The sequence below is a fragment of the Paenibacillus sp. JJ1722 genome (assembly GCF_048282685.1).
Classification (GTDB): Bacteria; Bacillota; Bacilli; order Paenibacillales; family Paenibacillaceae; genus Paenibacillus; species Paenibacillus polymyxa_B.
Map to the genome: position 1 here is coordinate 3,898,962 of NZ_CP182500.1, position 14,374 is coordinate 3,913,335.

A 14,374-nucleotide genomic window follows, 5' to 3' on the forward strand; every position below is an offset into this window, starting at 1 on the left:
GGACAAATATCGTGTTGGCTGTCTACGAGTGTAATTGGTTGAATAACTGGTCGGCCTGTTCAAAATCTAACTCACCCTGCAGTACTTTCTGTAACAAGACTTGCATGGGCTGCTTAGGCTTCGGCTCTGTAGGAGCCTGATTTGTATCTCCCGCCGACTTGTTCAATTCCTTTGCCAAAAATTTGGAGAATTCTTTAATGTTAGGATAGTCGTACACTCTGGTTGCCGGAATAGCTGTTCCAAAGCGTTTATTCACAGCCTGCACCCACTCTACACCTATAATGGAGTCCAGTCCCATATCAATAAATTGATCATCCCGGCCAATATCCATTTCATTCATACTCAAGGATTTCGCAAGACTTTCTACCAGTTCCTTCTCCAATGTTTCTATCCGTACAGCCGTTGGCGCATATGTCGACCGCTTTGCCTCATCCCTGGCAACAATGGGCGGCGGCGAAGAAGGCTTGGCCTCAGGTTGCGGCGGGGCAGGCTTGGATTCTGCCAGCACAGCTGACTTTTCTGGCTTATCTGCTACCATCTGGATGTTGGAAACGGAGCTTAGCAAAATGCCCTGCGGTTTTTCAGGTACTTTCGCCAAAGTCTGTCTCTGCACATTATCGTTGCTATGGTTAACTGCAGGAGGGCTGGAAACGAACTCTTGTACCGACACATCGACTACAGGAGTTTCCGCCTCGACGTCCCGGGATTCGCCCCCACGCGCGAAGATCCAATAGCTCTCCTTGGCAAATGGATAAGTTGGCAGACTAATCCGACGAGGGCTGGTATTCTCATAAAGTCTAGTCCAATCGAAGAGTAGCCCCTTCACCCAAAGCTCCGCCAGCTTTGTATACTTCCCCTTGCTTATCCAACTATCCACCATTTTTGCCATGTCTTCGTCTGCCTCAAGAACAGCTAGGATGTCTTTATTCTTCTTTGCCTGACCCAAATACAGCCCGTCAATATCCTCATTCCCCGCTAAAAAACTCTCCAGCTTTTCTGTAAGCTCACGGGTAGACTTAACTATGACTGCTAGCCGTTCTTCCATGGCTTCCCGTCCCACCTGCAGAGTAAATGCTATATCCTCCAGGCTGGTTTGCGAGTATTCCGGCGCTTTGAGTTCAGCAAGCAGTCTTTGCACCTGTTCATCCAGTCGATCTTTATTCCTCGCCGACAGCACGATCATTGCCGGATTTTGCAGTGGAATGGTAACTTGTCTAGTCTCCTGCTCCTCAGGGATATATTCCTCAATGAGCACATGTGCGTTGGAGCCTCCGGCGCCAAATGAGGAAATACCTGCGATTCTTGGGTATTCAACTGTCTTCCCATTCATTGTGACGACGGGTCTTTTCCACTCTCCCAGCTCCTGCTGAACTATAAAAGGACTATCGCTAAAATCGATATTCGGGTTTAGTGTTTTTGAATGCAATGAAGGCACGATTTGTCCGTATTTGAGCTGAAGGAGCACCTTTGTAACTCCGGCGATCCCTGCCGCGCTCTCACAATGCCCAATATTTGATTTTGCCGATCCGATTGCGCAAAATTGCTTATCCTCCGTATATTCCTGGAAAACTTTTTGCAATCCGGCGATTTCAATGGGGTCACCTAAGGATGTCCCGGTGCCATGCGCTTCGATGTAACTAATGGTTCTGGGGTTAATTCCTGCTTTCTTAAAGGCCCTTCCAATTACACTGGCCTGCGCATTGGGATTAGGAACTGAGAATCCGTTTGTCTTCCCTCCATGATTCACCGAGGTCCCCTTTACGACCCCATATATATGGTCGCCATCTGCAATAGCTTTGGACAGTGGTTTGAGCAGTACGGCTCCTACGCCTTCTCCCGGCACATATCCATCTCCGCCTTGTCCAAAGCTTTCGCACCGTCCTTTACTCGATACAAACCTGCCTTGCCCAAGCATCAGGTATTTGTTCGGATGAATGGATACATTGACGCCGCCAGCAATGGCAAGCTCACACTCGCCTTGTTGCAAGCTTTGGCAGGCCAGATGAATGGTCGTCAATGAAGAAGAACACATGGTGTCCACAGCCATGCTCGGACCGTGGAAGTTACAGAAATAAGATACCCGATTTGCGATGGAAGCCGGATTGCCAGGAACGGCAATCATTCTGCCCCTAGCTTGTTCCTGTGCCCCATAAAGCTGGTATTCTTCATACATGACCCCGACAAAAACACCCACATTCCTATCCTGCCCAAGGCCCCGCTCTAGTCCAAGCGCTTCCCGGGTATAGCCTGCATCCTCTATCGTTTCATAGACGCATTTCAGGAATAGACGCTCCTGAGGATCGATTATCTGTGCTTCTCTAGGAGAGATATTGAAAAACATGGGGTCAAACTGATCCACACCTTTGATAAAGCCTCCCCACTTGCTGTAAGCTTTTCCGGACTGGTTCCTGTCCTCGTCAAAGTGCATGCTGTGATCCCAGCGATCTTTGGGAATTTCCGTAATGCAATCCTTCCCATCGCGCAGATTGTTCCAGAATTCCCGTATGTTTTCTGCATCGGGATACATGCCCGACAAACCAATAATGGCAATTTCCTCTGATTCGCCTGCTCTTTTCGGTTGCGGTTGGAAACTTGCCTGAACTGGCATGAAACGCGATTGCTTCCGACTATCAGAAAGTGACCTTCCCGGGTCGTTTTCCATCGTAGAAGGCTTGAATTCTTTCGCAGGGTTGACCTCTGTCTCGATTCCAAGCAATTTAATCAGCTGCTTCTGGTGGACTTTAAGGAAATATTGGGTCAATTCCCGGATATTCTGGTATTCAAAAAATAAAGTTTTGGGCAGTGTTCCAAACGTTTTCTCCAACTCACGGGTTAGCTGTTTAATCATAATGGAATCAATGCCGTACTTCTCCATAGGGGCATCGGTTTCAATCTGCCTTGCCGGCAGCCTGATGGATGTAGCGAGCAATTGCTTTAAATAATTTGCCGCTTTTTCGGCAAGCAGGTCTTGTCCGATGACCGAACCCATCTCGCTTTCCCTTATCATAGAGGAGGCATCTCCAGCCTGATTCAGGGACGGTTGCTGCAGGAGCGTTTCTCTTAGCTGACTGGCATGCCCTTCCAACACCATGACTTGATTCTTTTCGGAAGCCAGGCTCTGATACAAAGCCCGAATTCCTGCACCAGTCTCCATTGCAAACATCCCCATCCCTTCCATGATCTTTTCTGTTTCCCCATCAATACGCATTCCGCCTTCTTTCCAGAGTGGCCAATTGACTGAAATCGTCCGCCCCTGGCGTTGTTCTCGCTCTACCAGCGTATTACGGTACTTGGCATAGGCGTCCATAAAGGCATTGGCAGCAGCATAGTCAGCCTGCCCTATATTCCCGAGGCTCCCTGCAACGGATGAAAAAAGGATGAAGAAGTCCAGCGGGATTTCCTTGCAAGCCTGATCCAGATTCACCAATCCCGTAACCTTTGGTGCCAAAACGTTTTGCAATTCCTCCCGTGTTTTTTTAATAATGAAATTATCGCTAACCATTCCTGCGCTGTGCACAATTCCGTCCAGCTTCCCAAACTCTTCCTGAATATCCCGAATCAAAACTTCAACGGCCCTTTTATCGGCGACATCGGCTTGTCGGAATACTACTCTTGCACCTAAAGCCTCTATCTCCTCAATCCTTGCTTTGGTGTCACCACGAAGCGGGGAGCGTCCGACAAGAATTAAAGCGGTATCCCTGGCCTGTCGTGTAATTTCTTCGGCAAAAATCAAACCGAGACTTCCGGTTCCGCCGGTAATTAAATATACTCCCCTGTCTTTCCACGGAATGCTGATCGCTTCCCCGGAGGCTTTAATTTCCGTCCATACGGCAACATGCCGTCTACCTGATTGATAGCGGATATGTGGTTCTATAGAACCGCGACTGTTTTCTTGCAGGATATTTATCAGACCTGCTGGATCCTGCTCCACATCCATTTCTATCAATTGGCCAACCAGTACTGGATTCTCCAGCCATGCTGTTTTTAAGAGTCCGGAAAGTCCCGAGAATACCTGTTGGTGATCCTGCACCGGAACGACAAGCTGAACCAATGTTTTGCCTTTGGATTCCGTTTTAAGAATATGTTGAATTGCCTCAAACACCTGTGTCGCATAAGTCCTAAACCGTGCATCAATGCTCTTCTCTTCGGATTGGAGAATGAGGCACTGCACCCCGTTCATTTGCGATTCAATAATTTCCCCGGAAATATATCCCGGTTCGCATAAAATTACCAGATGCTGTTGATAGTCAGGTGCTGTTCCTTCCAGAGCAATCGCTTGTTCTTCCCACACAGGCTCAAGCATCAAAGTCTCAGGTGCAGTCCATTCATCTGGGCCACCTGTTCCTCCTTCAGCAACTCGTGATAAAAATCCCTTCATCCTCACACAAACATTCCCCTGCTCGTCACACAAATCGATATCTAACTTTTGCAGCGGGCCATCCTGCCTGCTGTCTTCACTATTACGGATCCAGGCCCACATCTCTGATGTGCATCTGTTAAATACCTCTAACTCTTCCAATGCAAATGGTAAAGCTGGCTTAATGGAAGCTTTGCGATCACCTGCACTCATAATCAAGCCTATCGTCGCCTGAAGAGCGGAGTCCATCAAACTGGGGTGCATCACATAATGCTCCATCGTATGGTAAACGGAAGAAGGCAAGGACAACTTGGCAAGCGCTTGACCCACTCCGATATATATTTTCTCAATTCCCTGATGTCCCGGCCCATAGGAAATCTGCATCGCCGCAAACGCCTCATAGCACTGACGGGATGAAACGGAGCCCAGACTGCACTGCTCCAGCAAGGTTTTAATATCTATAGCAGGGACCTCTGCCACCGGAACAATTACTGCCCTGCCTTCACTATGCACCACCAGCTCGGTGTCCGTTGCTCCAGACTTGCTGTAAATTTCATAGGCGATCTCTCCGCCATCTTGCGGATAGAGCCCAATACTGACATCAACCGACTCCTCCCCAACCACAACTGGACGGATCCAATCCACATCTTTTAACCGGATGGACGTCCACTTATCTTCTGGAGATCCTGCAACCTGCTCTACTGCCGCCCGCGCCATTTCAAGGTAGGCCACTCCAGGCAAGAGCTTCTGCCCCCTTATCACATGGTCAGACAGGAAAAATTCCTTCCCCGTAAAAATGGAGCTGAACTGCAGTCCATAAATATCGGACGTATTACGCTGAAGTAAGGGATGAATGCCGACTGCTGTCTCCCGTTCCAACACAACACCGCTTGCTCCCGTCCGTTTATTGATATCGGTTATACAATATCGTTCTTTGGCAAAGGGATAGGTTGGCAGACTGATACGGTTTGGTTTAGCCTCTCCGTACAACAGGGCCCAGTCAATTGCGACTCCTTTTACCCAAAGGTGTGCGATTTTTCCATAGCTGCCTTCGCTAACCAAAACATCAATCGTCGTGCCTGCACCCTCTCCGTCTTCACGAGCTCTAATTTCTTCTTTATGGCGTTTGGCGTGTCCCACGTGTAAGCCGTGGATACCATCCCGGCCTTCCACAAATCCTTTCAATTTCTCTTCAAGCTCCCGGAGAGAGCCTACAACGAAAGCCAAACGTTCTTCCATTGCTTCGCGCCCCACCTGAAGGGTATACGCTATATCTACCAGACTGCTGTCTGTGAACGGATGCTCCCCGATTGCAGCAAGTAATAGCTGCGCCTGCTCTAGCAGTTGTCCTTCACTCTTGGCTGACAGCACCACAATAGCCGATTTTGGGGTGGTAAGGGTAATAGAATTCTGCGCCTGCTTTCCAGGAATGTATTCTTCGATTATCAAATGGGCATTGGCACCCCCGAATCCAAAGGAGCTAACACCCGCTCTTCGAGGAATATTTTTCCCTTGAGTATCCCGCTGTGGCTTCCACTCCCGCGCCTCCTGAACGATATAGAACGGACTACCTTCAACTTTTATATAGGGATTAATTGCCTCGCAATGAAGGCTTTTGACCAGCTTTTTATGCTTTAACTGAAGCAGTACTTTTATGACACCCGCGATTCCAGAAGCCAGTTCCAGATGTCCGATATTGGTCTTCACCGAGCCCAATCCGCAATGGGATTCTGTGATCCCGGGTCCCTCTGTATTCTCATAAAGCTCTTTGAAAGCTGCTTTCAGTCCGTTAATTTCAATCGGATCGCCCAGCTCGGTGCCTGTCCCGTGGGCCTCAATGTAAGAGACAGTCCTTGGATCGATTCCGGCCTTTGTATATGCATTTACCAACACATCCGCCTGAGCCCTCGGATTAGGAGCTGTCAGGGAATTGGCCCGGCCTCCGTGATTGACGGCAGTACCCCGAATTACACCATAAATATGGTCTCCGTCCTTCTCTGCATCCTTCAGCTTTTTCAGGAAAAGCATGCCGGCCCCTTCACCACGCACGTAGCCATTGGCCTTATCGGAGAAGGTTTTGCACCGACCGTCCTCACACAGCATTCCTGCTTTGTTGAAGCTGATATGGAGTTCAGGCGTGATAATCACATTGACACCGCCTGCAATCGCCATCTCGCAGCTTCCATCCTCTATGGCTCTAACGGCTCGGTGAATGGCCACCAGCGAACTGGAGCAAGCCGTTTCGATAGGCTCACTCGGACCATGAATATTAAGGAAATAGCTCATTCGATTGGGCCCAACAGACGGTGCCATACCGCTGGAGGAATACGCCTCGACACCCACATTTCCCTGATAGATCATACCGCTGTAGCCGCTGTTCGCGGTACCTACAAAGATTCCTGTGCGGGTTCCCGACAGACTCCCTGCCTGAATGCCTGCATCTTCAATCGCCTTCCAGATATAGGTCATCAACAGACGCTGCTGCGGGTCCATGAGTGCGGCTTCCCGTGGTGAAATTCCAAAGAATAACGGGTCAAACTCATAGATCCCCTCAATAAACCCGCCCCACTTGATGTTTGTTTTATTGGCCTCCTGCTCAGGGTCACCGTAATACGTCTTCCAATCCCAGCGATCTTCAGGGATTTCAGTGATACAGTCCCTGCCTTCCTCAAGATTTTTCCAAAACTCATCCACATCCCGAGCCATGGGAAATACACCGCTCATTCCCACGATGGCAATAGGTTCAGGAACAGCCTGAGTCTGTTGCGGCATGGACAACACATTCCCGCCTGCAAACCGGAAACGCTGCCGTCTAACGTGGGTACTGTCTTCCCTATCATCCTCCACGGCCTGGACAGCAGGCTCAATCCGGGCATGCACGGCAAACTGCTCGCCAAGCACGGCATCATATTCGTCCACCAAATACCTGGTGAAGTCATGAATCGTTGTGTATTCAAAAAATATGTCCGGCGTCAGCTCAAGTCGGTATAAGTGATTGATGTTGTTGGTAAATTGTGTGAGCAGGATGGAATCGAAGCCATACTCACTCAGTTCTACATGTTCATCAATATCTTCAAGTTTGACTTTCAGCAATTTTGACACGGCCTGTATCATAGCGGCCTGTACCTTGTCCAGCAGATCCGGTACGGCATTGCTTTTAGGGGAAGCTTCTGAAATTCCTGTCACCTTTTCAGGCTGCCTAATCTCTGGAGTCGTGATTAAACCCATGCTTTTCTTCATTTTTGCGAGATTGCCTTCCATCACCATAACCTGATCAACGCCCGCGATCATGCCACGATACAAGGCCTGAACGCCGGAAGAGGTTGACATGCCGCTCATGCCTGTACGCTGCCTTACCAGCTTCTCCGTTTCCTCATCAATACGCATCCCACCCTCTTTCCATAGCGGCCAATTGATGGATAGCGTTTGACCCTGGCGCTGCTTAGATGCTATCAGAGTGTTCCGGTATCCGGCATAAGCATCCATAAACGCATTAGCTGCAGAATAGTCTGCCTGTCCCTGATTACCTAATCCTCCGGCTACAGACGAAAATAGAACAAAGAAGTCAAGCGGCAGATTCTTGCTTGCCTGATCCAGATTCACTGTCCCTATTACTTTGGGTGCGAGAACCTCCAGCATTTCCTCGCTATTTTTTTGGAGTATGCGGTTGTCACGAATGACTCCTGCACTGTGAATGATGCCATTGATGTTTCCAAATTCCTCCTGAATTTCCTGGATTAAATCGGTCACCGCCTGCTCCTGAGTCACATCGACCTGTCTGTATATTATTCGTGCCCCTAGTGCCTCCATTTTCTCTATCTCAGCCCGTTTGCCCTCATCCAGCGCGGAACGCCCCGTTAAAATCAAGACGGCTTTATGGACTTTATCCGTAATCTCTTTGGCAAAAATGAGTCCCAATCCACCGGCACCGCCAGTAATCAGGTACACTCCGCCATCCTTCCACGGGTTACCCGCCGCTTCCTGAGAGATGTGAACTTCGTTCCAGCAGGAAACCCACCGTGTGCCTTTCTCGTACCGAATCTGGATATCCTCGAGGCTACGGCTGTTTTCTTTTAAAATGTCTATGATTGCTCCCCAGTCCTCATCCTGTCCCAGTTCTATTAACTGACCTACCAGTTTTGAATGCTCAAGCCGGGCCGTTTTTAAAAGACCGGAAAGTCCCGAGAAAAGCTGCTGCTCCTCCTGTCCGCTTATGGCAATCTGGATCAGCACCTTGCCATTGGGTTTTTCCCTGAAAATGCTTTGAATCTCTTCAACCACCTGGACGGCGTAATGCTGGAACTGTTCCGCGATTCCGTTTCGGTCGGGTTGCAGTACAATGCATTGCACGCCGTCCATCCGAGCTTCAACTTGTTCACGGGAAATCTCGGACGGCTGGCAGAGTAACACGACATGGCGATCATATACGGGCATTTCAGCCCCTAGAGCAATCCCTTGCTCTTTCCATACGGGTTCAAGCATCAAGTTACTGGAATTTGACTGAACATCCGAGGAAATCAAGTCCCTATTCAGAATTCTTGATGAATATCCTTTTATCCTGACACAGATGGCTCCAGTTTCGTCGCTCAGGTCAATATCCAGCTTCTGTGCCTTTTCCTCAGCTAGACCGTCTGCATTGTAGCGAATCAGCGCCCACATGATGGAGCTGCAATTTTTTATAATTTCAACTTCTTGAATGGCGTAAGGCAAAGAAGGTTTGATCTCGCCAGACCCCAGCGTCAAGCCTATGGTTGCCTGCAAGGCCGAATCTATCATACTTGGATGCAGGACAAATTTGCTTTGGTTGTCAGAAACGGAAGCCGGCAAGCATAACTTAGCCAGCACTTGACCCTCTCCCGCATACACCATCTCAATCCCTTGATGTCCAGGGCCATAATCCATTCCCATATCCCTGAAAACTCCATACAATTGTGTGGAGTCGAAGTTCCGACTGCATACATTCTGCAAGTCTTTAATATTCAGTGTTGGGACCTCCACAGCCGATCTTCGTGTAGCACTGCCGTAGCTATATATCACAATCCCTGCATCAGCTTCTGCGCTCTCCCCATATATTTCATAGGAAATCTCTTGATGATCATCCAGGAAAAGTCCGATGTGTAGCTGTAGTGGCCCATCCTCTACGATAATAGGCCGTGCCCAAACCACGTTTTTAAGGCAAATTCCGGTTGGCCCGCCCTCATCATATCCTGTTGCCTGATCCACGGCCGCCCGGACCATTTCAAGGCAAGCAGCCCCAGATAGAACCTTGCGTCCATTCACCACATGATCCTTCAGGAAAAACTCCTGGCCTGTAAAAGTCGAACTGAACCGCTGCTCCGAGAAATCGGAGGTGTTTCGATGCAGTAAAGGATGGAGCGAAGCAGCAGTGACAGAAGTCATGCCTTTGCCTGCCTTGCTGTCAAGCTCAGGCGCCCAGCAGCGTTCTCTCGCAAAAGGATAGGTCGGCAGACTGATCCGGTAAGGTTTGATGTCCCCATACAGCTTGTTCCAGTCAATAGTTAGCCCCTTTACCCACAACTCCGCTATTTTTTTCAGTTTTCTCTTCTTGATCCAGGTTTCAAGCAACGATTTGGCATCTTCATCCGCCTCAAACATCACAATCCCGTCTTTGCTCTTTTTCACCTGCGCCGTTAGGACGCCAGAAACCAGATCATGATTCGCAAATCCTTCGAGCGCTTTTAGCAATGCCTCTTTTGAATCTGCCACAAAAGCCAGCCGGTAATCCATCGGCTCGCGGCTCACTTGCAGCGTATACCCCATATCCGAGAGGTTAAGATTTTCCCGGGATGCAATAAAGCTCCTCATTCTTTCGGCATACGTTTTTAGTTGCTTTTCACCTTTAGCAGACAAAACGAAGAGAACGGGATTATGGATATCGGCGGCTGCTGGTGATGTCGCAGATGTTCCAGTCCCGGGACGATATTCTTCAATAATAAGATGGGCGTTCGTACCGCTAAATCCGAAAGAGCTCACAGCGGCGCGCCTTTTGTTCCCGCGGGAAGGTTCCCAGGCGTTCAATTCTGTATTGACATAAAAAGGAGAATTATCAAAATCAAAATGCTCATTCGGGTTCTTGAAATTCAGTGTCGGTACTAGTTTTCTATGCTTCATGCATAGCAACACCTTTTGCACGCTTGCTATGCCCGCTGCTGCAGAAGTATGCCCGATATTGCTTTTTACCGAACCTATGGCACAGTAGTTCTTCTGATCGGTTTTCTCTTTAAAGGCGGTTGATAAAGCTTCCAATTCAATAGGGTCGCCCAGCTTGGTTCCTGTCCCATGCATTTCAACATAGCTAATGCTTTCAGGCTCAATCTGATATTTGTTGTATATTTCCCGCTCCAGCTCAATTTGGCTGTTTGTGCTTGGAGCGGTAATCCCGTTGGTTTTTCCATCTTGATTGATTCCGGACCCAATAATAACTCCGTATATATGATCCCGATCAGCCTCAGCATCCTTCAGCCGCTTCAGAACCAGCGCCCCTACTCCTTCCCCCGGAACAAAGCCGTTGGCGCTATTGTCAAACGTTTTACACCGGCCATCTGGCGACAACATTCCGGATGCAGACATGCCTACATACGATTCAGGAGTCAGATATAGCGACACCCCGCCAACCAACGCCATTTCTATCTCTCCGTTAGATAACGCCTGGCAGGCCAGATGGGTTGCCACCAGCGATGAGGAGCATGCCGTATCTACGGATATGGCCGGACCTTTCAGATTGAGGAAATAAGAGATGCGAGCCGCTGCAATAGCGTTGCTGTTCCCAGTAGTATTGGTGAACTGCGCTTGATGCTTGTACCGCAGCATACTATATTCATTATTTAAAATTCCAAGGTAAACCCCGCATTTTTTATTTCCCAACTGTGAGCCACTATAGCCTGCATCCTCAATTGCCTTATATGCTTCCTGCATAAAAATGCGCTGCTGGGGATCCATCCCTTCCGCCTCGGTAGGAGAAATATTGAAAAATAACGGATCAAAATATTCCATATCCTCTAAAACACCCAGCCACTTGCAATTGATTTTCCCCTCTTGCGCTGGACGAGGATCATAATATTGGCTTACATCCCAACGGTCCTTTGGGATCTCAATAATGGAATTTTTGCCTAGAGCGAGATTATCCCAATATTGCTGCACATCTTCCGCACCAGGATATCTTCCCGAAATCCCGACAATTGCAATTACGTCTTTATTTTCCAAAGGCATAGGCGATGAATCCTCTGCTACCTTTACCAGGTGGAATGGCTCGGAATCCTCCTTAGGCGATAGCCTTGGGGAACATTGCAGCGTGTCAGGTCCCTTCGAATGGACTTTCGCAATAGGCTTGTCCGTGTCCGGGACTGTGCTCAAGGACTGTTGATTGGAGCTTCCTCCACGCTTATTGATTTCTTGTGCCAAATATGCAGCGAATTGGTGAATGGTCGGATAGTCGTAGACCTTGGTCGCTGCTATAGATGTACCATATCGTTTATTAATATTTTGAACCCACTCTACGCCTATAATGGAATCTAGTCCGGTATCTATAAAGTTTTTATCCGCCTCAATCTCGCTCCGTTCCATATACAAAGCCTCAGCCAGGCTTACCGTCAGCTCTTCCTGCAACAGCTCTGCAGAGGCGCTGCACTCAGCCATGCTGGCCTGCGCCTGCTTTTCAAACGAAATCGGCATCAAATTCACCTGAATGGAAGCCTCTGCCGATTTCTCCGGCTCTAATGCAACGGATGACAGTGAATACTCTGCTGGAGAATGATCCGAAATAGACTGGGCAGAGAATGGCGCAATTGATTTGCTCAACAATTCCTTCTCAACAAATTTGCTAAAATCCCGGATGGTTGGATAATCGTAGACTTTTGTCGCTGTTATGGCTGTATTGTAATGCTTATTAATGCTACGAACCCACTCTACGCCTATAATGGAATCCAATCCAAGATCAACAAAGTTTCTAACCGAATCGATATCGCTCCGATCTATATATAAAGCCTGCGCCAGGCTTGTTGTCAGCTCCTCCTGCAATATTTCCGCCGATATTGCAGAAGGAATAGACGACAGCGCTTCCGTCTTCTTCTCATCCTCTAATGTGTGCGATGTCTCCTCCAGTGAAGTTAACATGATCGTTGTCCCCTCCTGGTTGGCAGACTTGCTTAGGTGCGGCTGATGGTCCAACAAATTCGGTAAGGATATGCCGCTTGGTTTTTCAGAACTATTCAAAAAACCGGGTTGTATTAGGGCTGTTGGCTGCATCGCATGAGTCTGGACGGGAATTGCCTTTTCCTGAGCTTCCGTAACAGCTCTTTCTACAGAAGAGACTCTTTCTACAGATGGACTCATAATATCCGTGATCCAGTACCGCTCCCTCGCAAAAGGATAGGCCGGCAGGCTAATTCGTCGCGGCTTGGCGTCCCCATAAAGCATGTTCCAATCCATTGACAGTCCCTTGACCCAGAGATCAACAACCTTCGAATATTTCCTTTTCCCTATCCAGGCAGCAATCATTTTCTCCATGTCTTCATCTTCTACCAGCGCCGTCAGCGCCTCCTTATTCCGTTTGACCTGGCCCCGGTACAACTCAGGGATTCCGTCCCGTCCTTCCAGGAATCCTTCCAGCTTGTCCACCAGCTCCTGCATAGACCCTGCAATCACTGCCAGGCGCTCTTCCATGGCTTCGCGTCCCACCTGCAGCGTGTATGCCACATCGGCCAGACTGCTTTCGCTTAGCTTTCCTTCCCGCATAACAGCTAGCAATCTCTCAGCCTGCTTTTTCAGTCGTTCTTCATTTTTGGCCGACAATACGATGATCGCAGGCTTTTGAGCCGTAACGCTCATTGGCACCTTCTCTTCTGCAATGTACTCTTCGATGATGACATGTGCATTGGAGCCTCCCGCTCCAAATGATGAAATCCCAGCAATCCTCGGGTATTCCAACGTCTCTCCGTCGATCTCAACCACCGGCCGCTTCCATTCCCCCAGCTCCTGCTGGACGACGAACGGCGTCTGACCGAAATGGATGTTCGGATTCAATTCTTGGGCATGCAGGCTGGGAACCAGCGTCTGGTTTTTCATCTGCAAGATGATTTTCCCAACCCCGGCGATGCCCGCTGCCGCCTCCAGATGTCCGATGTTGGATTTCACAGAGCCTATGGCGCAGAATCCCGTATCCGGCGTATCCTTCCTGAATGCCTGAGTCAGACCCGTCACTTCTATCGGGTCTCCCAGCTCCGTGCCTGTCCCGTGAGCTTCAATATAGCTGACCGTCCGCGCATGTACCCCCGCTCGCTCCAGTGCCGCCCGGATGAGTTCCCCTTGGGCTGTCGGATTCGGCACCGTATAGCCGTTGGTCTTGCCTCCATGGTTGATGCTCGTCCCCCGAATCACCGCATGGATGAGGTCCCTATCAGCGATCGCCTTGGACAGCGGCTTTAATAGGACGACCCCCGCGCCTTCTCCAGGGACAAATCCATTGCCTCCTTTGCCGAAGCTCTTGCACTGCCCGTCTGCTGACAGCATGTGGTTGGCGCAAAGTCCGACATAGCTGAGCGGATGGAGATACAGATTTACTCCGCCTGCAATAGCCATTTCGCATTCTCCACGATACAGATGCTCACAGGCTTCATGAATCGCGGTCAACGAGGACGAACACATCGTATCGATCGGCATGCTTGGCCCTTGCAAATTAAAGAGGTACGAAATCCTGTTGGCCACTGAACTAAAGGATGTGTGAGGGTATATTTGTGTTCCTTTTCTCCATAAATCAAGTCCGTATAGATCAAAGCCCGTTTTGGTAATTCCGGCAAATACGCCTACCCGGCTGTTATGCCGCACCGCAAGCTGTTCCCGGGTGTAGCCCGCGTCCTCCAACGCTTCCCAGCAGGCTTCAATGAACAGCCTTTCCTGCGGGTCCATACCGAGTGCTTCCCGTGGCGCAATATTGAAAAAGCGCGGATCGAAATCCGCAAATCCTTCGATAAAGCCCCCCCACTTGCTGTAGCTTTTTCC

At 49.3% G+C, this 14,374-nt stretch carries 1 protein-coding gene (running past one end of the window); it reads right to left on the reverse strand.

What is annotated here, in order from left to right:
* Positions 1-22 precede the first annotated feature (22 nt).
* A protein-coding gene (locus ACM1ND_RS17325) for an SDR family NAD(P)-dependent oxidoreductase (RefSeq protein ID WP_418026385.1) crosses the window boundary here: on the reverse strand, positions 23-14,374 show its 3' portion. The gene runs 5,355 nt beyond the window's last position; the window shows 14,352 of its 19,707 coding nt (coding positions 5,356-19,707); its start codon lies off the right edge, out of view; its stop codon occupies positions 23-25.